This is a genomic window from Streptomyces sp. NPDC020681 (genome assembly GCF_044334895.1).
GTDB lineage: Bacteria > Actinomycetota > Actinomycetes > Streptomycetales > Streptomycetaceae > Streptomyces.
The window spans coordinates 1-25,533 of sequence record NZ_JBIRTX010000022.1 but is presented as its reverse complement, the minus strand read 5'-3'; the positions used below and the strand labels follow the sequence as shown (position 1 = coordinate 25,533).

The following is a 25,533-nucleotide window of genomic DNA, read 5'->3' as shown; positions in this document are numbered from 1 at the left end:
AGCTGAACCTCAGCCCCGGGTCAGCTTCTTGTACGTGGCACGGTGCGGACGGGCCGCGTCCGGGCCGAGGCGCTCGACCTTGTTCTTCTCGTACGACTCGAAGTTGCCCTCGAACCAGAACCACTTGGACTCACCCTCGTACGCGAGGATGTGCGTCGCGACCCTGTCCAGGAACCACCGGTCGTGGGAGACGACCACAGCCGCACCGGGGAACTCGAGCAGCGCGTTCTCCAGCGAGGAGAGCGTCTCGACGTCGAGGTCGTTGGTCGGCTCGTCGAGGAGCAGGAGGTTGCCGCCCTGCTTGAGGGTGAGCGCGAGGTTCAGCCGGTTGCGCTCACCGCCGGAGAGCACACCCGCGGGCTTCTGCTGGTCCGGGCCCTTGAAGCCGAACGCCGAGACATAGGCACGGGACGGCATCTCGACCTGGCCGACGTTGATGTAGTCGAGCTCGTCGGAGACCACGGCCCACAGGGTCTTCTTCGGGTCGATGTTGGCGCGGCTCTGGTCGACGTAGGAGATCTTGACGGTCTCGCCGACCTTGATCTCGCCGGAGTCCGGGTCCTCGAGGCCCTGGATCATCTTGAACAGCGTGGTCTTGCCCGCGCCGTTCGGCCCGATGACGCCGACGATGCCGTTGCGCGGCAGCGTGAAGCTCAGGTCGTCGATGAGGACCTTGTCGCCGAAAGCCTTGGAGAGGTTCTCCACCTCGACGACGACGCTGCCGAGCCGCGGGCCCGGCGGGATCTGGATCTCCTCGAAGTCCAGCTTCCGCATCTTGTCGGCCTCGGCGGCCATCTCCTCGTAACGGGCAAGACGGGCCTTCGACTTGGCCTGCCGCCCCTTCGCGTTGGAGCGGACCCACTCGAGCTCTTCCTTCAGACGCTTCTGACGCTTGGCGTCCTTCGCACCCTCGACCTTGAGACGGGAGGCCTTGTTCTCCAGGTAGGTGGAGTAGTTGCCCTCGTACGGGTGGGCGCGGCCGCGGTCGAGCTCGAGGATCCACTCGGCGACGTTGTCGAGGAAGTACCGGTCGTGGGTGATGGCGACGACGGTGCCGGGGTACTTGGCGAGGTGCGCCTCCAGCCACTGCACGGACTCGGCGTCCAGGTGGTTGGTGGGCTCGTCGAGGAGCAGCAGGTCGGGGGCCTCGAGCAGCAGCTTGCACAGGGCGACGCGGCGCTTCTCACCACCGGAGAGGGTGGTGACGGCCCAGTCTCCGGGCGGGCAGCCGAGCGCGTCCATGGCCTGCTCGAGCTGGGCGTCGAGGTCCCAGGCGTTGGCGTGGTCGAGCTCCTCCTGGAGCTTGCCCATCTCCTCCATCAGCGCGTCGGTGTAGTCGGTCGCCATCTGCTCGGCGATCTCGTTGAACCGGTCGAGCTTGCCCTTGATCGCGCGGACGCCGTCCTCGACGTTCTCCAGCACGGTCTTGGACTCGTCGAGCGGCGGCTCCTGGAGCAGGATGCCGACGGTGTAACCCGGCGAGAGGAAGGCGTCACCGTTGGAGGGCTGCTCCAGACCGGCCATGATCTTCAGCACGGTGGACTTACCGGCGCCGTTGGGGCCGACCACACCGATCTTCGCACCGGGCAGGAAGCTCAGCGTCACGTCATCGAGGATGACCTTGTCGCCGTGCGCCTTGCGCGTCTTGCGCATCGTGTAGATGTACTCAGCCAAGAGAAACCGTCCGGCAAGAAGTGGGTGGGCAGAGATACACCCCATCTTGCCTGACCGCCACCCCGCGAAGGAAACCAGTACTTCAGGGCGTCCGTGACCTGGACGTTCGTTGACCGCGGCCGTGGCTGATCTGTCACTGATTGTCGCCATCGGTCGCTGCCGAGCGGCCTCGCACGGCCCAGGGACGGCCCGGGAACCAGCTGACCCAGCAGCCGAGAGCCCGGACAAAAGGCGACGGCCCGGCGGTCACTCAAGCGGTTGGTTCTCAGTGAAGCGGACGGACCAGGCGTAGCCGCTCAAGCTGTCGTGCGGGACCCGCCGGACTTCACTGACCTGGCAACCGTCGTGGGCATACTTGCGGGCGAACCGGTCGAGGCGCTGCGCGTCGGTGAGATCCTCCATAGACAGCGGTGCGCCGACGACGAGGTCTTGGTGAAGGACTGTTTCCTGCGCGGCACCGTCCGAGCAGGCCGAGCAAAGGTGCGTTTTGGGTAGGGCCATACGCCCAGTGTCCTCCTACTGAGGATTCTTGCGGATCACGCACCCCCTCGCCTGCGACTTCACACGGCGGGCACGAGACGCTTAGACGGTCTAGACAACGACAAAGCCCCGGGCCGCTCGCCTGGGGCTTTCGTATGGAGCGGGTGACGGGAATCGAACCCGGCTCTGAGCTTGGGCATCACGGGTGACCTTGGGGCGAAAGGCCGCTGAACTGCGGCAACGTTTCCATCCGAGTGCAGGGTGGCCTGCCGTTTTGTCCGTGGTTAACCGCTGGGCACTGTCCTAGCTGGTGCGTATCTGGTGCGGCTGCCACTCCTTGCGGTAGTCCGGGTGGTCGGCGTAGGGAAGGGTCAAGTCCAAGAGGTCGGGACAGGGCCAGTCGTCGCCGTCGTACTGGCAGTCGTTGCGGTTGTCCCAGGGCAGCTCTGGGTCGCTGCTGCCGGCGCTGAGCGTGTGTCGGGCCAGGACACGGCGCTTGGCTTCAACCTCGCGGAGGACTCGGGCGGGATCGTGGAGAGCCACGTGTTGGGCAATGGCGGGATGGAACCCGGACAGGTCCATCTGACAGAAGTCCACGGTGTCACCTTGGGCCATCCACTGTCCGCAGTCGTCGCCGTCGCATCGGCAGGCAAGCGTGGCCTCCTCGTCCAGCCGTGCACGCAGGAACTCCACCGGGTCGTCGCTCATGGCCCCATCCTCGGTGACGTGCAGGACCGCTGACACCTGCTTTGTAGGTTCGATCGGGAGGCCTTGACGACGGAGCCGGTCGGCGCACTGATGCTGGGTAGGGACGCCGCGGTCCGCTGGTGCCCACCGTCGTTGATGTCAGCGGTGGATGTCAGGTGCTCCTGCTACCAGCCGTTGCCAAAGAGAGGCTGAAGTGAGGCCGCCACTCCGGATGTCACCGCCATGATGCCCCCGACTACCGTCACTGTGGGGTTGCACTCCGCTGCTGTGCAGCAGGGTGGTTGAGCACAGCTTTCTGCGTTCGTTCGGGGCCACCGTCAGCGGCTATGGCTCCGTTGACCGTGGTTGGGACGTCGGGATCCGGTGGGTGAAGAACATCGCGAGGAGAGCGGCGAGGGCAAGGATGGCGAGTGCGGCGCGCAGGCCGTCGAGTCTCGCCTCGGCGTTCGCGTCGAGCGTCGCCTGAGTCAACTCCGTGCTGGCGCCGGCCTCTTCGAGGGCGGTCTCGAGCTGGGCGTCCGACAGGAAGGGTGCACCGCTTTGGAGCTCAGCGGTCGCCTGGCTCTTGACGTCGGCCGGGACCGCTGGATTCTGCTCGACGCTGGTCAGGAACGAAGACGTGAGCGCGGCGATCATGATCGACCCGGCGAGTGCGGTCCCGATCGAGGCGCCGAGGTTGGTGACGGCGTTCTGGACGCCGCCGACCTCTCCGCTCTGTCGTTCCGGCACTGCGGACACGGTGACCGACCCGAGCTGGGACGCCAGCGCTCCCATGCCGAGCCCGATCAACAGGAGCGGGACGGTGACGATTTCCGCGCCGGCGTCCGCATCGAGCGCGGCCATCAGGGCGATCGCGCCCGCGAGCAGCGCGAGAACCCCGAGCCGCACCACGCGCCGCGGCGAGACGTCGGGGAGGAAGCGCGGGATCAGGACCGCGGCAGCCAGCAGCGTGATCGAGAGCGGCAGGAGGCGGACGCCGGTCTTGAGCGCGGACAGGCCCAGGGCGACCGACAGGTAGAGCGGTACGACGAAGAACACTCCCATCTGCACGAGGTACTGGAAGAAGAACATCGTCAGCCCGCCGGTGAGCTGTTTGTTCTCCAGCATGGCCGGGTCGATGAGCGGCTCCCTGCGCCGCTCCACCAGTCGGGCCTCCCAGCGGAGGAAGAGCCAGACCAGAAGCACCCCCGCCAGCATCAACCACACGACCAGGGAGACCCCGAGCCACGAAGGTGCGTCGGGCTTCGGCCTGAACCAGCCCCACTCGTCCGAGCGGAGCACGCCGTAGACGAACAACCCGAGCCCGAGCGCGGAGAGGACGGCGCCGACGAGATCGATGCGCGGACGTTCGTCGCTCACGGCGTCAGTGAAGCGACGGGCCAGCACCAGGATGCCGAGGACCACCAGGACCTCCCCGGCGAAGACCCACCGCCACGAGAAGTACGTCGTGGCGATACCCCCGATGAGCGGCCCGAGCGCGATCGCCACGGCCGCTGATGCCGCGATGAGTCCGTAGGCCGCGGGACGACGTTCCGTGGCGAAGTTGTCGGCCACGAGCGCCACGATCGCGGGGAGGATGAGCGCCGCTCCGGTGCCCTCGAGGAACGACCAGCCGAGCAGCAGCACGGGCAGGTTGGGCGCGAGCGCCGTCATGAGGGATCCGCTGCCGTAGATGCAGCAACCGATCATGAACGTGCGTTTGCGTCCGATCAGCGCCCCGACCTTGCCTCCGGGGATCATGAGCACCGCCATCACGAGGGTGTACGCCGTGATGGCTCCTTGGATGCCGCTCACGTCCGTGCCCACGTCTTCGGCCACGGTCGCGATCGAGACGTTCATGACAGAGCTGTCGAGCGCCATCAGGAACTGACCGGCAGCAAGCGTGAACAGGACGAGTCGCGCCGTTGCCGAACTCGGAGCAGTGCCTGTCCTGGGTGCCATGGCCGAATCGTCCCAGCCGCCCGGAGGGCGGATCCGCGACTCGCCATGGAGATCCACCGGTTGGCGGGCGTGAGGTCGGCGCAGCGGGTCCGCCAGATCGAGAGCTCCCCTGGGCTGCAATCTTGGGACTCTATCCAGATCGAGCGAGTGAAAGGGCTCGAACCGCGGCTCTGAGCTTGGGATAGCCACCCCGCTCAAGGCGGCGAACACCGGTTGATGCCGAAGCTGCTGTTCATCGTTCCGGCCACCGACTTCGCCCACGACGGCCCAGAGACGGCCCAAGCTGCCTGACACGGCCCCTCGTCGACGGGAAACCCGCTGGTGAGGGGCTGTTTCATGCCCTAGATCGGCAAGTAACACCCCATCTTGCCGTACGTCCATCCCCCGATGGAAACCGGTACTTCGACGGCCGGGGGCCTCGACCGCGCCCAGGACCCGGAACCTGCCCGGTACGGCGGCGGCCCCGGTCCGTTCCGCGTCCCGGGGCCGTCGTCGGCGCAGCGTCACCGTGCGCTCAGGAGTGCTCACTCCTGTGCGCGCACTCCTGCGTCTTCGTGCTCCTGCTCCTGCTCCTGCGTGCTCACTCCTCGGTGGAGGCCTTCTTCTTACGGAGGAAGAAGACCGCGCCGCCGCCGATCACGACCAGGGTGATCGCGATGCCCGCGATCATCGGGGTGGCGCTGGAGCTGCCGGTCGCGGCGAGGTCGCCCTCGAGGCCCGACGAGACGCCGCCGACCGAGGCCGGGCTGGGCTGAGAGGTCGGAGTGTCCGTGTCCGGGCCGGGGCTGCCGGTCGTCTTGCAGTCCAGGACACCCTTGAAGGTCTTCGTGAAGCCGCCCGGTCCGGTGATGGTGAAGTCGTACGCCTGGTCCTCGGCGACCGGGATGGTCACGGTCCTCGACGCGCCCGCCGGGATCGTGTGGTTGAAGCCGATGAGCTCGAAGGTGAACGGGGCGTCGCCCTTGTTCTCTGCGGTGATGTCGACGCCGCCCTTGGCGCAGTTTTTCTTCGCGGAGAGCGCCGGTATCGCGCCCGTCTGCGCCCAGGTGGCCGTGGCGCTCGCCGAGACGGTGGACTCGCTGGAGCCCGCCAGGATCTGGGTCTGGCTCTTGGTCACGCCGGCGAACGCCCGGCCCACCGGCACAGAGGTGGTCGCCTGCGCGGTCAGCGTGGCCGATCCGTCCGCGGCGCCGGCCGGGATGTCGAAGTACAGCTGCGCGCCGTTGACGACGGCGGTGAGGGGCTTGCCCTTCGCGTCGGTGATCTTGATCCCGCTCGCTGCCGCATCCGCCGGCGGGGCCACGGTGACCTGGCTCGCGTCCGTGCGGACGGTGACCGGGCCGAGGCGGCCGCCCGCCTTGCCGGAGACCGCGTTCGGCTCGAGGCTGAGCGAGGCCTTGGGCTCGGCGACGTCCTGGGCCTCCTTCTGCAGCCAGTCCGCGAGCTTCTCCGCCGCCGGGTCCAGGGCGTCGACGTCCGCGTTGTCGGAGTAGCGCCAGATGGCCACCTGGGTGCCGGCCGCCGCGGTCTTCTCGGAGAGCGGCCCGGCGCCCGCGGCCTTGGCCAGCGCGGCCAGGTCGTCGACCTGCGGGTAGGAGTGCTGCAGGATCCAGCGGATCTTGCCCGCGTTCTTGTTGCCCCCGAGCGACGTCTGGTTCCAGGGGGTCTCCAGGTACTTCGCCTGGTCCTGCGTCGGGTTGTGGATGTCGATGCAGTACGTCTTCAGCCGCCCGCCCCCATCGACGGTCATCTCGAACACACCGGCAGGTATTTCGTGGCTCTTGCCGTTCGTGCGGAGCACAGCCCGGTCAAAGGTCTTGAGCCCGTCGAGAGTCGCGACCGCGCCACCCTGGTGCTGAACGTCGTCGTCGGCGGCGGCCACGCCCGCGCCGACTATCGAGCCCGTCGCGACGAGGCCTGCCATCAAGGCCGCGGCAGCAAGTCGACGAGCAGTGCCCCGCCTGCGTACAACCGACGCAGAAAACTTGGCAAACACAGAATTCCCCTCCGGGCGAGACCTATTCGCGTGTGACGCGTGGGGGGAGTGCCTCGCCTGCAGACTCAAGTGCCCCGTGATACGCGGAAATCCTAGAGACGGCGGCACAGCCCAGTCCCCCGTCATACCGTCAGACAACCATTCCGACTCGGAATCGTTATCGCCGCCCCTCCAGCCACCCCCGCACCACCCCCGTTTCCCCGTTTCTGAATCGACAAATCTCCACAACTCCCGGTCAGAGCACGGGTGCCGTGACCTGCTGCGGAGCCGGCGGATGGGCCGGGCCGGAAACTCCGGCCGGGCCCTTGAGCCGTTCCGTCACATTCGGTGCCGCCTTCACCACGCGACGGAATGCCGATGTCCCGCGCGTCAGATCGTGGCCCACCGCGACAGCCTCGATGTCCACGAACGTCCTTCGCCTGACGTCGCGTTGACCGTCCCTTCGGCCGTCGCGCCGACCGTCCCGAAAGCCGTCCCCCTGACCGTCCATTTGGCCGTCCCTCTGCCCATCCGGAACCTCCTCCCGCACCCTCAACCGCCCGTGCACAAGAACCGGTTCACCCACGGAAACGGAACCCGCCAGATTTATGGCGAGAGTCCGCCAGGCAAAGACTGTGTAGAAGCTGGTGTGCCCGTCCGTCCAAGTCCCGCTCTGCCGGTCCCAACGCCTCGGCGTCACCGCGATACGGAATCGCGCGACTCCACCCGTCGCCGAATCCCGGTACTCCACATTCGTGGCGACATTTCCCACCACCGTCACCATCGTGTCGTTCATGACGACCATCTCCCCGTCCGGTTGCCGTGACCGGTCCTTGCCGACCGACCTCCATGCTGGACCGGACGGGAAGATCTCGCCGACGCCTGTGGACTAGCGCGGCACTGTGGAAAACCCCGTCACCCCGACGCCCCTCCCGGACGCCCGCGCACCCGACCGCGAGGCCCCGGAACCCACCCCCGGACCGCTGAGCCCCGCCTTCCCGGACACCGTCCCGAATCGCTCCCGTACCTCCCGGTACCGCATGAGCTCCCCCGCGATCGGATCGAGCACCCGCGCCCGCCCGCACCCCGCCGCGGCCTCCCGCAGCCGCCGCTGCGCGTCCTGCCCGTAACGCCGCGCCGGCCCCCGAGCAGCCGCCGCGCACGCCCACTCCACCAGCGGCCCGCCCACGATCCCGGCCACCATCAGCAGCGCCGGAACCAGCAGCCCTGGCTCAAGAACGCCGATGATCTGACCCACCAGCCAGAGCCCGCCGTAGATCTGAAGCAGCGTCATCGACGCCTGGGCCAGCACTGCCGCCGGCCACCACGCCGGCCGTAGCGGCTTCCCGCTGGTCGCCGCCGCCTCGCGCACCGCCAGTTCGTCCAGCGCCTCGGGCAGCCCGTCCGACCCGCGTACCGCCGCCTCGCGCACCGCCTGCGCCCAGGGCGCGGGCAGCCCGGCCGCCGCCTCGTCCGCGACCGTACGCACCGCCTGCTCGACCCGCTGCCGCGCCGTGAGCTCCTCCTCCACCGGAGCAGCGGCCTGTGGAGTCCGGCCCCCGGGCGTACGGGTGCGCTCGTACCACCGCCACAGCCGCAGCCACGGCGTCCCGCACGCCCTGCCCGCATGCCTGCGCCACTCGCGTTCCGCAGCCTCGCCTGCCGCCTTTGCGCCGACCGCCTCCGCGAGGCGGGCCGCGAAGTCCTCGCGGGCCCGCTCGTCGAGGCCGGTACGGCCGTCGGACAGGTACACCCGGCGGAGCTTCGCGGCCGCGGCGTCCACATCCGCGGAGAGCCGGCGCGCCGCTGCGGTCCGTTCCTGTACGAACGTCCCCAGCATCTCGCGCAGTTCGCCGACGCCTTCGCCGGTGAGCGCGGACAGCGCGAGCACCGTGGCGCCCGGCTCGCCGTGTTCGCCGAGCGCCATGCCGTCCTCGTCGAGAAGGCGACGCAGATCGTCGAGCACCTGGTCGGCCGCCTCGCCCGGCAGCCGGTCCACCTGGTTCAGCACCACGAAGGTGACCTCCGCGTGCCCGGCGAGCGGCCGCAGATACCGCTCGTGCAGGGCGGCGTCCGCGTACTTCTCCGGGTCGACGACCCAGATCACCGCGTCCACCAGCGCCAGCGCCCGGTCCACCTGCTCGCGGTGCTTGACCATGGCCGAGTCGTGGTCGGGAAGGTCGACAAGGACCAGCCCGAACAGCTCCTCGGCGCCGCCGGCGAGCGGTCTGCGCCGCAGCCGCGGCGGGATGGCGAGCCGGTCGAGCAGCCCGGCCGCGCCCTCGGACCACGTGCAGGCGATGGGCGCCGCCGTGGTGGGGCGGCGCAGCCCGGTCTCCGAGATCGGCACCTCGGCCAGTGCGTTGAACAGGGTCGATTTGCCGCTGCCCGTCGCGCCCGCGATCGCCACGACGGTGTGCCGCGAGGAGAGCCGCTGGCGTGCGGACGCCTCGTCGAGTACGCGTCCCGCCTCGGCGAGCGTGTTTCCGTCCAGCCGGGTGCGCGAGAGGCCGACGAGTTCGCGGAGGGCGTCGAGGCGTGACCGCAGTGGTCCTACGTATGCCCCGCCGATCGGCACATGATCGTCGGCCGGCTCGTCGTCGATCTGCTCCAGGTCGTTGGCGCGCCCGCCCGCGCGCCGGGCGATCAGCCCGTCGTCCCAGCGGTCGCCGGCGCCGTCCTCCTGTCCGTCCGTCGGCCTTTCGGCCTCGCCGGTCTCGCCGGTCTCGCCGGTCTCGCTCATCCCGCCGATCCCGCTGCTCTCGATGATCTCGTCGGTCGCACCGGTTCCGCTGGTCGCACCAGTTCCGTTGGTCTCGTCGTTGGTCTCGTCGCTGGTCTCGTCGGTCTCGTTCGCGTCGCCCGTGATGGCGGTCACCGCGGTCACCTCTCCTTCTGAAGTACGGACAGCGCGGCGATCAGTTCGGCCTGCGGTTCCGGGGTCACTTCGAGTGCGTCGAGCGGCGCGAGACGGCGGTCGCGTTCGCTGTTCAGCACGCCGTCGATGTGCGCGGTCAGCAGCTCGCTGCCGCCGTCGCGCAGCCGCAGCGCGCCCTGTGCGCCGATGCGCTCGGCGAGCCGTTCTCCGGCGCTGCGGGACCGCCGTCCGCCGAGCAGCGCGGCCGCGACCAGCGCGGCGACCGTCTCGGGGTCGGGCGCGACGTTCCGCTCCAGCCGGCGCACCTCCTCCTCGGCGAGCTCCTCCAGCTCCCGGCGCCAGCGGCGTACGGCGATCCCGATCCGCTCCGCCGCCTCCAGGTCGCGGCGTCCGCGTACGACGACTCCGCCCGCGGCCGGCTCCCGCCGCCATGCCTCCTGGACATGTTCGTCTGCCGCCGCAACGGCGCACTGCAGCAGTGCGCAGAGGCTGCCGACCAGTGAGTCCAGCAGTTCCGCCGCCGTACTGTCGCGAGGAAAGCCGCGCCACCGGGTCCGCGCGTCCCCGGCGAGCACCGCACCGGCCCGGAGCTGCCTGCTGACGCGCTCGCGCTCCTGCGCGTACGCCTCCTCGACCGCGCCCGTCAGCCGTACTGCCGCCGCGTACTGGCCGGCAACCGCGGCCGCGAGCTCCGGCATCCGCCGGCTGAGCGAGTCGATCACACCCGACGCCGTACGCCCCAGGGCCTGCTGCCTGGCGGCCGGATCCTGCACCCGGTGCGCCAGCCACGCGAACAGCGGCGCGACGGCCGTGGTGGGCAGCAGCCCGCGGCCGCCGCCGGCCGATTCGGGCAGCTCAGGGATGGTGAACCGGGGCACGTCGCCGAGCCCGGCCTTGGTCAGCAGGGCCGCGTACTGCCGCGAAACCTCCGTGATCACCGGGTGCGGAACCCGGTCGAGCACGGTGATCAGCGTGACGTCGTACTCCTTGGCGGTACGCAGCAGATGCCACGGCACGGCGTCGGCGTACCGCGACGCGGTCGTCACCATCACCCACACATCGGCCGCGCAGATCAACTCGGCGGCCAGCAGCCGGTTATCGACGACCAGCGAGTCGATGTCGGGCGCGTCCAGCAGGGCGAGCCCTCGGGGCAATGAGGAGGCTGTCTCGACGCGCAGCGAATTCGCCTCGTCCCCGTCCCGCGCGCTCGCCGCGTTGCCGTCCGCCTCGTCCTGCTGGGGCAGCCATACGCGGGTGAGCTGGGGCAGCACCCGCATCCCGGCGAACCACTCGTGATCGTCCGGGTGGCATACGAGGACGGGCGTACGGGTCGTGGGCCTGAGCACGCCGGCGTCGCTGACCCGCCGCCCCACAAGGGAGTTGACGAGGGTCGACTTCCCGGCCCCGGTGGATCCGCCGACGACCGCGAGCAGCGGTGCTTCGGGCTCTTTCAGCCGGGGCACGAGATAGTCATCGAGCTGTGTGAGGAGTTCGACGCGCGTCTGCCGGGCGCGCTCGGCGCCGGGAAGAGGAAGGGGGAGACGCACGGCGGCGACACGGTCGCGGAGGGCGGTTAGTGCGTCGATCAGCTGAGGCCGTGCATCCAAGGTCACCACATGCGAAGAATGCCTAATTTTGGCCGCTTTTTGAAGCGTATGGGCCCCACCTGCGCGCCGGTCGGACACTTGGGATACACGGGACGAGTGGGGCGCAGGCATAACGAGTGCACAACACCCGCGACGTGAGAGGTGAAAAGCGCTGCAGGAATCGCACCTGCCTGCGATTATCGGTTCGCTTCACCGAACCTCCACATCGTGCCACGGAGGTGAAGCAACCGGGTCAAGGCGATCGGAGCCCTATCCTTGTCCCGGCAAGGTCACGGACCCCCGGGCTCCGGCAGCCGCGGCCACCATCCGGCCCCCGTAGCTCAGTGGATAGAGCAGGCGCCTTCTAAGCGCTTGGCCGCAGGTTCGAGTCCTGCCGGGGGCGCACAGACCGCACGACCGACAGACCCTCCGCCCCGGAGGGTCTTTTTGCTGGTCAGGGGCACTGTAGCGAGACGGTGGTAGCGGACGCGTAAGCACCGGACCACCCTCCGTTGATCATGCGGGTGCGCTGGTCAGCCCTGCGCGCCATCAGGAACCCGGCTGCGTAGCTCTGATGGAGAGCACGGTTCGGCAGGACAGGACGGTCTCGGTGTCACCGCGGACGCGGACAGACCCACGGCTCATGAGGCCGCGCACAGCGAGTCGCCCAGCGTCGAGCGCTCGTAGAACACCTCGCGGCCGCTGCGGCGGCGGGTGACCAGGCCGCTGTCGCACAGGACCTTCAGGTGCTGGCTGATCGCGCCGGGTGCCAGGGACAGTCGGCGCGACAGGATGGTCGTGGTGGCCGCTTCCGTGAGGGTGCCGAGGATGCGGGCGCGGGTTTGGCCGATGAGGGCGTTGAGCGCGTCGGTGGTGGGAACGACCTCGTGGGACCAGACCGTGGCGACGCCTGGTACGGGGTAGACCAGGTTCGGCTGGTATGGCTCGGCCATCACCGTGGTGTCCGGCCAGTGGAAGACGCTCGGGATCAGGATCATCCCGTCGCCGTCGAGGGGGCCGCTGCGGCGCCAGGCTCGGGTCCGTACGCGCAGGCGGCCTTCCTTCCAGGTGATGTTCGGGTGCAGGTCGTTGAACATCGCGCCCGCGCCGTCGCGGGTCAATTGCCGGGATCGGCGCAGTACTTCGGACTCGAACAGCCCTCGGATCTGCGGCCAGAACGGGGCCAGTGCCGTTTCCCAGTACAGGTGCAGCTCGGCGGCCGCGCGGGCGACGCCGGCGGGTGGGTCGGCCAGGAACTCTCGCACGGCCGGACTGTCGGCGCCGGGAACCCTCGCCACTTCGAGGGCGGCTGTGTCCGGGTCCGCCGCGGCGACGAGCTCGAGTTCGGCGGTGAGGTCCGGCAGTGGGGTAGTCGGGGGCGGTGTCAGGAAGTCGACGATGTAGGGGCCGAGCGGGGCCAGTGCGAACAGCAGGCGCAGGTCCAGCCCGGCGAGGCGAGGGCGTACGGCTCGGATCCACGGCAGGTGCAGCGCGTGGCGGGCGGGGTCCTGAAGGAGGCGCACGCTTGCCGCCGCCTCGGACGCTGGTGAGAAAGCGAATCTCAGCCGGGCGAGGTCGGCAGGGGTGAAGTCGAACTCGGCGAACGAGGATTCAGGCACAGATGAAACATTTACGGGTTGCCGGATCGCGGGTCAAACATGATCTGCATGGCCGTCCTCTTGCCCCGCTTGTCCCGCCCTTCCGTTGCGCCCGCCGGTCCGATGTCGTTGCCTCGGCCCTTTTGGATGCTGTGGCTCGGCACTGTCGTCAACCGCTCAGGCGCGATGGTCCAGCCGTTCCTGTCGGTGTACTTGGTTCAGGTCCGGGGCTTCACGCTCGTGCAGGCCAGCACCGTCATGACGGCATTCGGTATCGGGTCGTTGCTCTCCCAGGTGCTTGCCGGCTGGCTGGCCGACCGCCTCGGCCGTCGTACGACTCTCACCGGCGGCATGCTCGCCACCTCGGCCGCGATGGTCGGCCTCGGAGCCGCGAGCGGATTCGTTGCCGTGGTGGGGACCGCGTTCCTCCTCGGGCTCACCATCGAGTCCTATCGGCCCGCTTCGCAGGCCATGGTCGCCGACCTCGTCTCGCCCAAGCTGCGCCCGAGAGCGTACGGGCTGCTCTTCTGGGGAGTGAATCTCGGCTATTCGGTCGCGATGGTCGCCGGCGGCTGGTTCGCCGATCACGGGGCTCGTGCGATGTTCGGCGTGAACGCGGCCGTCGCGGTGGCCTTTGCCGCCCTGGTGTGGGCCACCGTGCCCGAGTCGCGCCCGGCCGACCGTTCACTGCCCAGAGGGAGGCTTCGGGCGGTGCTGCGGGACCGGCTGATGCTCGCGGTCTGCGCCGTCGCCGCGGCGTACGGCGCGCTGTACGCCCAGGCGTTCACCACGCTCCCCCTTGCCATGGCCGAACAGGACATCACCCGTACGCAGTTCGGCCTGGCCATGGCACTCAACGGAGTCCTGATCATCGCTGTCCAGCCGCTGACCGGCAGATGGGTGGCACGGCAGGACCCCGGCCTCGTGCTTGCAGCCGGAACTGCCGTCGTGGCAACGGGTTTCGCGCTCACCGCGTTCGTGGACGACGTTCGTGGCCTCGTGCTCACCGTGGTGGTGTGGACCGCGGGCGAGATCGTCATCGCGGGGAGTCTTCCCACCATCGTGGCGGCACTGGCGCCCCAAGCACTGCAAGGCACGTACGCCGGCCTTTCCGGCATGAGCTGGTCTGCAGGCGCCGCCCTCGCGCCGGTGATCGGCGCGGCACTACTCCCCCTGGGGCCGCGGGCGCTGTGGACCGGCATCGGCCTCATCGGCGCCGTCTCCGCGCTGGGCGCACTGCTCATCGCAGGACGAGTCAGGAGGCGTATCGCGGCAGCAGACATCACCTGAGCCCAACAGAGCTCCGCAGCCCAGCAATCAACCATGAACGGGAGAAAAGACCATGCAGAACCGAATCCACGACACTCTCACCGCGGACAACGCCGCTCTCTTGCTGGTGGACCACCAGATCGGATTGTTCACCGGCGTCCGCGACATCGGTGTGGGCGAGCTCAAGCACAACGTCGTCTGCCTGACGAAGGCGGCGCTTCGCTTGAACATCCCTCTTGTTGTCACCACCACCGCAGCGGACAGCATGTGGGGACCCCTCATTCCGGAGCTGCAGGCCGAACTGCCGCAAGGGCTGAAGGTGATCGACCGCAGCACCGTCAACGCATGGCACGACAACCGAGTCCGTGAGGCCATCGAGGCGACCGGACGCGACAAGATTCTCATCGCCGGGATCTCACTCGAAGTCTGCGCGGCACTGCCCGCGATCGCCGCCACCGCCGCGGGCTACAGCGCCTACGTCGCCGCTGACGCCTCCGGAACCTTCTCCGCGACCAAGCGAGAGACCGGACTTCTGCGGCTGCAGCAAGCAGGTGTGATCGTGAGCGACTACGCCACCCTCGCCGTCGAGATGCTCGCCGACAACGCGCTCCCGATCGCGGCAGACGTGTACGCCGACCTCGACATGCCGTTCGCGCTCCTCGTCAGCCAGCTCGCGGCAGCCCACGGGTCAGGGGAGTCATCCGTTCCCTCGGGCGTCTGACTCGGCATCTGCTCTGCATCCACTCGGCATCTCACGGCCGAACCGGCGCACCGCGTGGGCAAGTCGCCCAGCCCTCGCCCTGAGGTCTCCTGAGGTCCTGAGGTCCTGACGCTTTCAGCAGCGACGGGTCTGGTACGGCACAGGGGCGGGCCCCGGTTCGGTCGGTGTCGGGCACCGGCGCACGGCGACGAGGAAGGTCAGCACGATTCCGCCTGCCGCGACGAAGAGCGCGGTGCTGATCCCGTCGGCGGTGGCGACTCGAAGCTGTTCACCGGAGAGGCCGTCGAGTCCGGCAGTCGCTACCAGGACCAGGATCGCAAGGCCGACGGCCGCGCCCGCGCCTGAACCGGTGGAGGCAATGCCGGAGGCGATGCCTTGCTGTCGGTCGGCGATTCCGGTCGCGGCGGCGATGAACATGGCCGTGAAGACCACCCCGTCGCCGATGCTGAGCGCCACAAGACCGGGGACGAGTTCGGTGTAGGTGCCGTTCGGCGAGATCGTCAGACCGAGTGCGACCGCACCGAGGGCACCGACGGCGAGCGCTGCGGACAAGGTGCGCCTGAGACCGAACCGCGTCACGAGCCGGCCCGCGGTTGTCGAACCGGCCACCACCACTGCCGTGGGGATGAGGAAGCCGACGCCGGTCTGCAAGGCGTCGTAGCCCAGGATCTCCTGGAAGTAGATGGACAGGAAGTAGAGCACTGAGCCGAAGGTCGCCATGAACATGAACGCGATGACGACGCCGGTGATCAGGTTGGGGTTGGCGAGCAGCCGGGGTGGCATGAGCGGGTCGTAGCTGCGCCGCTCGATGATGAAGAAGGCTCCGAGCAGCAGGAGGCCCGCCGCAGCGCTGATCAGGATGCCCGGCGAGAGCCAGCCCAATCCGGGGCCCTGCACGAGGGCGAACACGATGAGCGTGACACCGAGAGTGACGCTGAGCGCACCGGGCAGGTCGAACTTGCGGCCCTTTTCGCGTTCGCCGTCCCGTGGGATCAGGACGAAGGCAAGCAGCAGCGCGGGACCGGCCAGGACGACGTTGACGTAGAAGACAGCTTCCCAGCCGAACGCCTGCGTCAGGAGACCGCCGAGCAGCACCCCGATGACGAGCCCTGCCGCGCCCGACCCTCCCCAGACTCCCAATGCGCGGTTGCGGGCGGGGCCTTCGGCGAAGGTGGTGTTGATGAGCGCCAGGGTGGTGGGGAAGACAAGGGCTCCGCCGAGACCTTGGACTGCGCGGGCGACGAGAAGCATTCCGGCGCTGGTCGCGAGTCCTCCCACGAGCGCTGCCCCGGCATAGAGCGCGAGGCCGGTGGCCAGGATGCGACGGCGTCCCAGCAGGTCGGCGGCGCGCCCGCCGAACAGGAGGAAGCCGGCCGAGGCCACTGCGTAGGCGCTGATGACCGACTGGAGCGTCTGCGCGGAATAGCCGAGGTCGCGTGCGATGTCGGGGAGTGCCACGACCACGATGTACTGGTCGAGCGAGACGATCAGCATGGCGAAGGACAGGAGCACCAGCGTCGCTGTCTTACGGTTCCAACCGAGGCTGCCGGGCGCAGACGATGTCTTCCTGGGTCGCACGGCAGCACTCCTGATGATCGGTCAAGTCTGCGCTCACGGCCTGCCGGCAAAGGCCGTCTGTTCGGGGCGGGCCGCCTCTGATGCGGGGCGGGCCGCGTGATTCGGGGACCCCGTCTGGTTCGGGGGCCGTCTGGTTCAGCGCGGGCCGGCCGCGGGTCTCGCCGAGAAGGACGGTCGCCAAAACCCTATACAGCTCGGCCTCATCAACCCCGGCAACGACCCACGCTCGTCCCGACCGCGCGGCCCGGCCTTCGGCGGGTCGGCCCGTGGCGGCCGCGCGCCACGAGCCGACTTTCCTTGCCTTCGTCAGCGCCACTGGGGAGGTCAGCCGGAGATGCTGGCCGCGCCCGTCTCGATGTGGCCGATGAACCGCTGCGACCAGCCCGCGTCCGTGTTCACGGTGATGGTGAAGTCGTACCAGCCGTTGCAGATGGCGACGTTGTTGAAAAAGTCCTCCGCGCTTCCGCCGGCGGGCACCGGGTAGGTCCAGCTGCCCGAGCGGTAGTTGTTGGACTTGATCGTGAACGTCGCCGAACCGGCCGCGCTGTTCTTCATCCTGAACCAGATCGCCTGCTTGCCGGAGCCCTGCTCCACGGCGAAGCGGCTGCTGACTGCGGCGTCCTTGCCCGCCGTGGTGGCGTTGCCGATGAAGCGGCGCAGGAAGCGGTTGGGGCCGTAGACGCTGAAGTCGTACTTGCCGTCGCCGTTCCCGGTGCCGACGTTGAAGAAGTCCTCCTGGGTCTTGCCGGGGTCGACCGTGTACTGCCACGGGGTGCGGCTGCGGTGGGCGTTGGGATGGATGGAGAAGTGCGCGGACTGCCTGGCCGTCGTGCCCACGTTGTCCATCGTGAACCAGGTGAGGATCTTGCCGCTCGCGCCGAACTCCAGCCGGTCCAGCCAGGCGTTGGTCTGGTACGGCAGCGCCCTCGCGGGTTTCGTGCCGGACTCCTGGGCGGGCAGCGCGTTTGTCGTGGGCTTTGGGTCGGGCACACCGTTGCAGGCGGTGCCGATCACGGCGGTCCCGGGCAGCGCGGGCAGACCGAAGACCGGGGAGCCGAAGTTGAAGACGCTCGTCAGGTCGCCGCACACCTTGCGCCGCCACGCGCTGATGTTGGGGCTGGTGGCGGGCCTGCCGATGGCCGCCGACCACTTCTCCATGAAGCGGATGACCGAGGTGTGGTCGAAGACTTCGGAGTTCACCCAGCCGCCTCGGGTCCACGGGGACACCACGAGCATCGGGACGCGGAAGCCGAGGCCGACCGGCTTGCCGCCGATGACAAGTTCGTCCGCGGTGCCGCTCGGCGGAACCGGCGGCGGTACGTGGTCGAAGAAGCCGTCGTTCTCGTCGTAGTTGACGAACAGGACGGTGGAGTCGAACACGGCGCTGCTGGCGCTGAGCGCCTTGATCAACTGGTTGATGAAGTGGTGGCCGTCGCCGGGTGTGCTGCCGGAGGGGTGCTCGGAGAATGCCTGGTTGGTCACCACCCAGGACACCTGCGGCAGGGTCCCGTTGACCACGTCCGCCCTGATCGCGTCGATGATGGCGTCCTGCGTCGGCTTGGAGCCGGGCACGTCGGCTATGCCACGGTCGTACAGCGGGTTGCCGGGGCCGGCGTTCGTGAACTGCGTGAAGTACTCCAGCGCGTTGTCGCCGAAGTTGTCGTCCTTGCGGTTGTAGACCCTCCAGGTCACGCCGGCGTCCTGCAGGTTCTCGGCGTACGTCTGCCAGGTGCAGCCGTGCAGGTCGCCGCCGTTGTTGTGACTGGCGTCGATTTTCCCGCTCCAGAGGAAGGCACGGTTCGGGCCGGTGCCGGTGAGCGAGGAGCAGAAGTAGGAGTCGCAGATCGTGTACGCGTCCGCGAGCGCGTAGTAGAACGGGATGTCGGTGCGGTCCAGGTAACCCATGGTGTGCAGGCCGTTGGCGCCGTCCACCCAGTTGTCCAGGAGTCCGGTGTTCCACGCGTCGTGCTGGGTGGTCCAGTCGTGGCCCAGACCGGGGGCGCAGTGCGGCACCAGCTTGGTGTCGCCGCCCACTCCCTCCCGTAGGGAGTACGGGTACTGGCGCGCCGAGCCGTTGGGCTGGTTGAAGACCGAGTGGCCGCCGTTGAGCAGCATCGCGCTGCGGTCCGCGAAGCCGCGTACGCCCTTCAGCTTGCCGAAGTAGTGGTCGAAGCTGCGGTTTTCCTGCATCAGGACGACCACATGCTTGACGTCGGCGATGGTGCCGGTCGCTGCGGCGGCTTCCGACGCGGCTCCGAGCCCGATCGCGGGTCCAGCCACGGCTCCGGCCGCCGCTCCGGCGGCGACACCCAGAAACTTCCGACGTTCCACCTGATCACCTCTTGGGATTCAGGCGCTCGGACAGCGAGGGGGTGCGGACCGAGCGCGCGCATGGGGGGCAAGTGCGACGCCCGGTTCGCGGCAGGGAGCGAGGCCTTCGGGGTGCCGCTGTCCGGCGGGGAACAGCACCTCAGCGAATGGTCTCGATGCATGCCAATAGGCGGGCCACGGAAGATTGTTGATGTCCCCAACAGGCCCGTCAATCCTTCTGCACTGAACTGATGACGAACGTTCTCAGTCACCGCAATGAAGCAGTCGCAGACCATTGGCCTGAGTGCGGAGCCGACGAGGATTCCGTACGGAATCCGGCCACGCGCCGTTGCCCGTACGACCGTGAGTCGATAGGAAGGACCCATGACTGCTCTTGGCGCGGTGTTCCGGCCCCAGTTGCCCCCCGAAATGCTCCGTGACGTGGCCCGCGCCGCGGACGACGCGGGCCTTGAGGAGCTGTGGCTCTGGGAGGACTGCTTCTTCGAGAGCGGTATCGCCGCGGCGTCCGCGGCGCTCGCCTGGACCGAGCGACTGCGCGTAGGGGTCGGGCTGTTGCCGGTGCCGCTGCGGAATGTGGCGCTGACCTCGATGGAGGCCGCCACGCTGCACCGGCTGTTCCCGGAGCGGGTCGGCGTGTGTGTCGGGCACGGCGTACAGGACTGGATGGAGCAGGTGGGCGCGCGCGCCGAGTCGCCCATGACCTTGCTGCGCGAGCATCTCGCGGCGCTGCGCGCGCTGTTGCGCGGTGAGCGGGTCACGACGGACGGCCGGTATGTGAAGCTCGCCGACGTCGCGCTCGACTGGCCGCCGGCGTCGGCGCCCGCGGTGTTCGCCGGGGCGACCGGGCCGCGTTCGCTGCGGCTGTCCGGCGAGGCCGCGGACGGCTCCGTGCTCGTCGCCGGAACCTCGCCCGACGGCGTACGGGCGGCGCGGCGGCTCATCGACGAGGGGCGGGCGGCGGCCGGGCGCGCCGATCACCACCCGGTCGTCGTCTATCTCCACGCGGCGACCGGACCGGGTGCCGAGGCCAGGCTCAGGGCCGAGTTGGAGGTCTCGCAGGAGGCGGACATCGCCGGGCTCGGAGTGGCGGGAGACGCGGCGGCGGTGGCGAAGGCGGTTCAGCGGCTGTCGGACGCCGGTGCGGACACCGTCGTACTGCAGCCGACCGGCGACGAGCCGGATCCTGCGGGGTTCGTACGATTCGCGGCCGAGGAAGTCCGTCCACTGGTGCCGTAACGGCTGGCTCTGTAGCAGCTGGTTCCGTAGGCCTGGCCCACTAGCAACCCGTTCCGTAGCGGCTGGTTCCGTAGCGCCTGGGACAGTGAGGCGAGCTACAGCACCCGCCACCGCACCAGCGCCGCCAGCATCGCGACGCCCGGCAGCAACGGCAGCCACACCGTGAGGAAGCGGAAGCCGAGGACTGTCGCGGTCGCGACGACCAGCGGGGCTCCCACCATGACCAGCGCGACGGCCAGCGCCGGTTCCACCGAGCCAATGCCGCCCGGTGCCGGGATCATCCCGGCCACCGTGCTCGCCGCCAGATACGCGACCACGATGTAGTACCAGGGCACCGGCAGCCCCAGCGCGAGCGCGACGCAGACAAGCACCCCGCCCTGCAGGAGCGGGAAGGCCACCGCGCCACCCCACAGCGCCAGCGTCCGCGAGGGCTTCTTGTGCAGGGCGCGCGCGTCGGTCAGGGCGGTGCGCAGGAAGCTGCCGATGATCCGGCGCAGCCGCTCCGCGGCGAACAGCACGATCGCCACCACGGCGATCACCACCGCGGCGATGACGACCACGGTCAGGACCGCGCGCCCGGTCGGCGCCAGTTCGTCCAGCCGCAGCGCGCCGGGAAAGGCCAGCACCAGCGACACCAGCAGACCGATCCTGGCGATCGCCTCGACCAGCGAGTACAGGGCGAGAGCGGCCGTCGACCGCTCCAGCGGTATGCCGCAGCCGCGCAGGAAGCGGAGGGTGACCACATGCGCGCCGAGGCCCGCAGGGAGCAGGTGGTTGGCGGCGCCGGCCGCGAACTGGGAGGCGAGCAGCCGCGCGATGGGCAGCCGTTCCATGATCGTCCCCTGGCGTACGCAGGAAGCCGCCACCCAGCACAGTCCCGTGACGACGACGCCCATCAGCAGCCAGCCGGTGTCGGCGCCGCCGAGACGGCTCACGCCGTCGGCGACGAGCGACCAGTTGCCGACCGCCCAGAGTGCGACCAGGACGAAGGGAATGAGGCAGACGATCTGCCGTATCGGAAGCCGCCGCAAACGGTCCGTCTGCCGGTGGCGTTGCTGCGGCGCGGTGAGGGTCTCGGGAATGGCCACGTTCTCGGCCGTCCTTCTTCATCGGGCGCGTCATGCATCGTTCGCACCGGTCGCGGTGGGGCGGGGCTCTCCCGGAACCTGCCCTCCGTTCACGACATTTCGGTGTCCGAAACCCAACATCCGGCGGATACGTCGGTGGCGGATACAAGTCAGCGGTGTGTTGCCGACGTACTCATGGGCAGATCGAGTACGTGGGCGGATGTCGCCGGTCGGGCTCGGAGCCGACGCTGAGCCCATGACCAAGCCACTGACCAAGCCACTGACGAAGCGAGTCAACGACGTTCGATGGGCCGCCGTGCGCATGCTGCTCGGGACCGTCGGACGGCTCAGCGACGGAATCAGGATCGGGTACCGGCACGGCTTCGACAGCGGGTCGATGCTCGACTACGTGTACGTGAACAAGGCCCGCGGCCGCCTCGGCGTCGGGCGGATCATCGACCGGGTCTATCTGAACGCGGTCGGCTGGCGGGCGATCCGGGCACGGCGGGAGCTGCTGAAGGAGGTGCTCCGGGAGGAGATCGCGCAGCGCGGAGGTGCAGGCCGCGAAGGCGCGGGACACGGAGGTGCAGGCCGCGAAGCTTCGAGGCGCGGAGCTTCCGGCGAAGTGTTCGTCCTGGATGTGGCGTCCGGGCCGGGACGGTATCTCCAGGATCTGGTCGAGGAGTACGAGCCCGGCACCGTACGGGTGGAATGCCGCGACCTGGACCGCGCCGGGCTCGCGCAGGGCGAGGGGCTGGCCCTGGAGCGAGGGCTGAAGGGCATCGCGTACGCCCACGGAGACGCCCTCGATCCTCGTCCCGCAGACCGCGCGCCCGATGTCGTCGTCGTGTCCGGGCTCTACGAGTTGCTGCTGGACGACGCCGTCATCGCGGCGTCCGTCGAGCGGCTGCGGAGCATGCTCGCGCCGGGCGGGGTGCTGGTCTTCACCACGCAGACCCGCCACCCGCAGCTGGAGTTCATCGCCCAGGTGCTGCCGAACCGGGAGGGCGCGCTGTGGGTGATGAAGTGCCGACCCGTCGAGCTGGCGGAGGAGTGGGCGGCCAAGGCGGGGTTCACCGAGGTCGCCAGCCGACGGGAGGCGGTCGGGCTGTTCACCGTCACGACGGCGCGCGGCTAGCGCGGCGCGCCAGGACCCAGACGGCAGGCCCTAGAACGCCGCGGCGACGAGCAGTGCGAACGAGGCGATGGTGAACAGCGTGCGGATGAGGTGGAGCCGGTTCCAGCGGGGTTCGAAGGCGGCACGGACCTCACTGTCGGGCGGAGGCGGCGAGGCCTTCTCGGATGCGGCGAGCGCGTTGTTCAGCGGGACGTTGCCGGCCATGGTGATGAGGTGGTTGATCACGGCGCAGACGAGTCCCGCGATGATCAGCCAGCGCTGGGTGTCGGTGCGGCCGTCGACGGGGACGGCGAGCGCGGCCGCCGGGAACGCCATGATCGAGAAGAAGATCAGCAGGAAGAGCGGGCGTGGCACTACCTCGTTGATGCGGCGCATGGCCGGCACGAACTGGTCGTCGGAGAGCATGGCGAGGGCGGGCATGATGCCGGTCTGGAAGGTCAGCATGAAGCCCGCGTACAGACCGGTGGAGATGATGGCGAGAGCGAGGAGAGTGGTGGCCATGGCGCACATCATGGCTTGGCGAGCCGTCTGAAGCAGCGCCCTTGCGGTGATACGTGCGTGCGCGCCGCGGGGCGGGGTCGGGCGGTTGGTGTGCCCGGCCCGTGGGTGCGGGCCGGACACGGCGAGCCTCAGGCACTCAGTCCTTCAGGCGTTGCGCCCGAGTGATCGCGTCCGCTAGGTCCCGGACCGCGCTGTCCTCCGTCGAGCTCGCCAGTTTCCTCGCCCGCGCGGCGAGTTCGCCCAGTCCCGGTGCGCCCGGCATCGAGCCGCCGCGCAGGGACTCCGCGAAGTACGCCGCGACCGCGGTGACCTGGAGCCTCTTGGACGCGCCGTCCCACAGCGCGCCGCCGACCGCGGTCGTCTCGATCGAGCCCGTCTGCTCGTGCGGCGCCCGGGTCCTGGGGTCGAGCCAGCGGACCGTCGCCGTCGCGACATGGCCGCTCGCGCCCTCGCGGAGCCGTACGGCATACAGCGCCGTCACCGTATGACCCGGGCCGACCTCGCCGCCGTCCACACGGTCGTTGCGGAAGTCCTCGTCCGCGACGGCGCGGTTCTCGTATCCGATGAGCCGGAACTGCTTGACGGTCTCCGGGTCGAAGGCCACCTGCGCCTTGGCGTCCCGGGCGCGCAGTTCGACATGGCTGGGGAGTTGGTCGCAGAAGACCTTCCTGGCCTGCTCGCTGCTGGACACGTACGTGGTGTGGCCGTCGCCCTTGTCGGCGAGCCGTTCCATGAGCTCGTCGCCGTACTCGCTGCCGACGCCGACGCCGAACAGCGTGATGCCGTGCTCCCGGCGGGCGTCGTCGATCCGGTCGAGGATCGCGTCCGCCTCGGTCTCGCCGGTGTTGGCGAGCGCGTCGGAGAGCAGGACGACCCGGTTGGTGGCCCCGCGCCGGCGGCCTTCGACGGCCGTGTCGTAGCCGGTCCGCACGCCCGCCTCGACGTTGGTGGAGTCGGTCGGCTCCAGGCTGTCGACGACACCGTGGACGCGGTCGCGGTTGCCCTTGATCCGGGTCATCGGCAGCCGGGTCTCGGCCTCGTCGCTGAAGGTGACCAGCGCGATGGAGTCGTCGTCACGGAGCTGGTCGGTGAGGATGCCCAGCGACTCCTTGACCAGGTCGAGCCGGCCGGGCTCGGCCATGGAGCCGGAGATGTCGATGACGAAGGTGAGGGCGGCGGGCGGCCGTTCGCCCTTGCGGTCGGAGACACGGGTGGAGAGGCCGACGCGTACGAGGGACCAGTCCTCGCCACCGCCGGACTCGCCGCGGATCTCGCCCTCGGAGCTTTGCGGGCGCGCTCCGTCCACCGTCACCGAGAAGCCGTCGCCCTTCGGCCGCGGGTAGTCCTGCCGGAAGCTGTTGATGAACTCCTCGGGCCGGATGTCCTTGGCGTTCGGCTTCCGGCCGTCCTCGAGCGTGCGGCGGGCGTAGCCGTACGAGGCGGTGTCCACGTCGAGCGCGAAGGTCGAGAGGTAGTCGGCGGGCGGCTTGGACTCGTCGAACGCGTCGCCCTTCTCCCTCGATTCCGCGCTGCCGTCCGATTCCTGCGCGGGCGCGCCTCCGCCGCCGTCCGGTGCGATGGGAGCGGGCGCCTCGTTCGCCCCGTTGTCTTTCCGGCCGCCGTCGTAAGAGGTCCGGTCGGCCTGACCGCCGGTCCCGCAGCCGGCGGTCAGCAGCACGCCGCTCGCCAGCACTGCGGCCACCAGTCCCTTGTACGTCCTTGCGCGGAGTTTCATCCGGACCCCCCTGAGTCGTCAGCACTTGTGAATGTGACGTGCGAGGCGGTCCAAAGGAGCAGACGAAGGGGTTGCGGATGAATCTCAATGCGGCAACGGGCGGCGGCAGTTGCTCCGCCCGGAGCGGGGAAGGGTAGGGAGTGGCGAGGACTCGCCAGTCTCTGAGCTGGCCTTGTCACCATGTGAAGTCACATGCGTACATGGAGTGGCATGCGGTCCGGGGGGACGGATCGTGTGGTTGTGCGAAAACGGCGGGGGGATGATCTGCCATGGCAGTTGGGGTGCTTCCGGGCTCCGTGCTCGGTCGGAAGGTCTCGAGGTCTGTTCTGCGCGAGGCGCCAGGACAGCCGGTTCAAGGAGTGACGGACGTCAGAGCGGCCTTGACAGGCCTGGTCCGCTCGGCACGCCATGAGCTCCTCAGCTTCGACGACCCGGCCGGCGCGCTCGGCCGTGGCGTCCCGGAGCCCTTCCTCGAATTCGCGGACGCGTGCGTGCGTAGAGCAGCCGAGCGGACTCCGGCCGTGCGGCGGATCGCGCCCCGGCACGGGCTGACCCATCTGCGCGCGCCGTGGAAGTGTCCCGGCGCGGCCCGGGTGACGGACTCCATCCCGTTCAAGATGGTCGTCGCCGACCGCACGGTCGCAGCCGTCCCCCTCGATCTCGAACTGCACTACAACGGCGTGCTGATGATCCGCGATCCCGTCGTCGTCGAGACTCTCGTCCGTATACACCGCACATGGTGGGACACCGGCGACGACCTGACGCCGCCGACGCGTGCGGGCGAGGTACCGGCACCGGCACCTGCACATGTGCAGCCCGACCATCTGCAGCCTGTGCTCCAGGCCCTGGTTGCGGGGCTCACGGACGAGGCGGCCGCAGCCCGGCTCGGCATGTCCTCGCGCACCTACAGCAGACGCGTCGGTGAGCTGCTGGCCGCTCTCGGCACGACTAGCCGCTTCCGGGCGGGTGCGGAAGCGGCTCGTCGGGGCTGGTTGTAGCGCCGAGGGGCGGCAGGGTCTAGGTGTATTGCCCTGGAGCGTTGTTCACGCGGGTGATGGGTGGTTTGCCTTCGAGTGCGGTGTGGCTGCGGTGGTGGTTGTAGGTGTGGAGGAAGTCT

Annotated in this window: 19 protein-coding genes, 1 tRNA gene and 1 pseudogene; 6 read left to right on the top strand and 15 right to left on the bottom strand. The window is 69.3% G+C overall.

Annotated elements, in window-relative coordinates; all coding sequences use genetic code 11:
- Positions 1–9: 9 nt before the first annotated feature.
- The 8 genes from ettA to ACH4YL_RS34270 form a co-directional block, all read right to left on the bottom strand.
- Positions 10–1,674, bottom strand: a complete 1,665-nt coding sequence (ettA, locus tag ACH4YL_RS34305; protein ID WP_398511421.1) for an energy-dependent translational throttle protein EttA — start codon at positions 1,672–1,674, stop codon at positions 10–12.
- Between the two features lie 246 nt (positions 1,675–1,920).
- Positions 1,921–2,175 carry a hypothetical protein gene (locus tag ACH4YL_RS34300; RefSeq protein ID WP_398511420.1) on the bottom strand — a complete coding sequence of 85 codons (255 nt, stop codon included), beginning with the start codon at positions 2,173–2,175 and terminating at the stop codon, positions 1,921–1,923.
- A gap of 282 nt (positions 2,176–2,457) precedes the next feature.
- Positions 2,458–2,862 (bottom strand): DUF6221 family protein, encoded by a 405-nt coding sequence (locus ACH4YL_RS34295; protein ID WP_398511419.1) that lies wholly within the window; start codon positions 2,860–2,862, stop codon positions 2,458–2,460.
- A 324-nt stretch (positions 2,863–3,186) separates the two neighbouring features.
- Positions 3,187–4,803, bottom strand: a complete 1,617-nt coding sequence (locus tag ACH4YL_RS34290; protein WP_398511491.1) for an MFS transporter — start codon at positions 4,801–4,803, stop codon at positions 3,187–3,189.
- Positions 4,804–5,383: 580 nt separating this feature from the next.
- Positions 5,384–6,727, bottom strand: coding sequence for a Cys-Gln thioester bond-forming surface protein (locus ACH4YL_RS34285; protein ID WP_398511418.1), 1,344 nt, complete (start codon positions 6,725–6,727; stop codon positions 5,384–5,386).
- A gap of 307 nt (positions 6,728–7,034) precedes the next feature.
- Positions 7,035–7,574, bottom strand: a complete 540-nt coding sequence (locus ACH4YL_RS34280) for a single-stranded DNA-binding protein (RefSeq protein ID WP_398511417.1) — start codon at positions 7,572–7,574, stop codon at positions 7,035–7,037.
- Positions 7,575–7,667: 93 nt separating this feature from the next.
- Complete coding sequence (locus tag ACH4YL_RS34275) at positions 7,668–9,521, bottom strand: GTP-binding protein (RefSeq protein ID WP_398511490.1); 1,854 nt, start codon at positions 9,519–9,521, stop codon at positions 7,668–7,670.
- A gap of 140 nt (positions 9,522–9,661) precedes the next feature.
- Positions 9,662–11,263, bottom strand: coding sequence for a dynamin family protein (locus ACH4YL_RS34270; protein ID WP_398511489.1), 1,602 nt, complete (start codon positions 11,261–11,263; stop codon positions 9,662–9,664).
- A gap of 309 nt (positions 11,264–11,572) precedes the next feature.
- On the opposite strand from ACH4YL_RS34270, the gene ACH4YL_RS34265 reads away from it, so the two are divergent.
- Positions 11,573–11,645, top strand: a tRNA-Arg gene (locus ACH4YL_RS34265).
- 238 nt (positions 11,646–11,883) lie between these two features.
- On the opposite strand, the gene ACH4YL_RS34260 is transcribed toward ACH4YL_RS34265, so the two are convergent.
- A complete protein-coding gene (locus tag ACH4YL_RS34260) occupies positions 11,884–12,861 on the bottom strand; it encodes a DUF5937 family protein (RefSeq protein ID WP_398511416.1) in 978 nt (325 codons plus the stop codon).
- Positions 12,862–12,987: 126 nt separating this feature from the next.
- On the opposite strand from ACH4YL_RS34260, the gene ACH4YL_RS34255 reads away from it, so the two are divergent.
- Positions 12,988–14,130, top strand: a complete 1,143-nt coding sequence (locus ACH4YL_RS34255; RefSeq protein ID WP_398511415.1) for an MFS transporter — start codon at positions 12,988–12,990, stop codon at positions 14,128–14,130.
- Positions 14,131–14,182: 52 nt separating this feature from the next.
- Positions 14,183–14,830, top strand: a complete 648-nt coding sequence (locus ACH4YL_RS34250; protein ID WP_398511414.1) for an isochorismatase family protein — start codon at positions 14,183–14,185, stop codon at positions 14,828–14,830.
- Between the two features lie 114 nt (positions 14,831–14,944).
- Here the strand turns inward: ACH4YL_RS34250 and ACH4YL_RS34245 are convergent, their stop codons facing one another.
- Together ACH4YL_RS34245 and ACH4YL_RS34240 are read right to left on the bottom strand one after the other, a co-directional pair.
- Complete coding sequence (locus ACH4YL_RS34245; protein WP_398511413.1) at positions 14,945–16,408, bottom strand: MFS transporter; 1,464 nt, start codon at positions 16,406–16,408, stop codon at positions 14,945–14,947.
- 324 nt (positions 16,409–16,732) lie between these two features.
- The gene (locus tag ACH4YL_RS34240) at positions 16,733–18,739 is read right to left on the bottom strand and encodes a phosphocholine-specific phospholipase C (RefSeq protein ID WP_398511412.1); all 2,007 of its coding nucleotides are present in this window, start codon (positions 18,737–18,739) and stop codon (positions 16,733–16,735) included.
- 363 nt (positions 18,740–19,102) lie between these two features.
- Between ACH4YL_RS34240 and ACH4YL_RS34235 the strand changes: the two genes are divergently transcribed.
- Entirely contained in the window at positions 19,103–19,975 is an 873-nt protein-coding gene (locus ACH4YL_RS34235; RefSeq protein ID WP_398511411.1) for an LLM class flavin-dependent oxidoreductase, read from the top strand.
- Positions 19,976–20,070: 95 nt separating this feature from the next.
- Here the strand turns inward: ACH4YL_RS34235 and ACH4YL_RS34230 are convergent, their stop codons facing one another.
- A complete protein-coding gene (locus ACH4YL_RS34230; RefSeq protein WP_398511410.1) occupies positions 20,071–21,063 on the bottom strand; it encodes a YbhN family protein in 993 nt (330 codons plus the stop codon).
- 235 nt (positions 21,064–21,298) lie between these two features.
- Between ACH4YL_RS34230 and ACH4YL_RS34225 the strand changes: the two genes are divergently transcribed.
- Positions 21,299–22,180: a class I SAM-dependent methyltransferase family protein gene (locus tag ACH4YL_RS34225; RefSeq protein WP_398511409.1), complete on the top strand. Its 882-nt coding sequence runs from the start codon at positions 21,299–21,301 to the stop codon at positions 22,178–22,180.
- Between the two features lie 30 nt (positions 22,181–22,210).
- Here ACH4YL_RS34225 and ACH4YL_RS34220 read toward each other — a convergent pair whose 3' ends face one another.
- Complete coding sequence (locus tag ACH4YL_RS34220) at positions 22,211–22,681, bottom strand: DUF1772 domain-containing protein (protein ID WP_398511408.1); 471 nt, start codon at positions 22,679–22,681, stop codon at positions 22,211–22,213.
- Positions 22,682–22,817: 136 nt separating this feature from the next.
- Positions 22,818–24,416 (bottom strand): von Willebrand factor type A domain-containing protein, encoded by a 1,599-nt coding sequence (locus tag ACH4YL_RS34215; RefSeq protein ID WP_398511407.1) that lies wholly within the window; start codon positions 24,414–24,416, stop codon positions 22,818–22,820.
- A 359-nt stretch (positions 24,417–24,775) separates the two neighbouring features.
- Between ACH4YL_RS34215 and ACH4YL_RS34210 the strand changes: the two genes are divergently transcribed.
- On the top strand, positions 24,776–25,414 hold the full coding sequence (locus tag ACH4YL_RS34210) for a DNA-binding response regulator (RefSeq protein ID WP_398511406.1): 639 nt from the start codon (positions 24,776–24,778) through the stop codon (positions 25,412–25,414).
- Between the two features lie 19 nt (positions 25,415–25,433).
- Here the strand turns inward: ACH4YL_RS34210 and ACH4YL_RS34205 are convergent.
- Positions 25,434–25,533: pseudogene (locus ACH4YL_RS34205) on the bottom strand (IS481 family transposase); the annotation flags it as partial.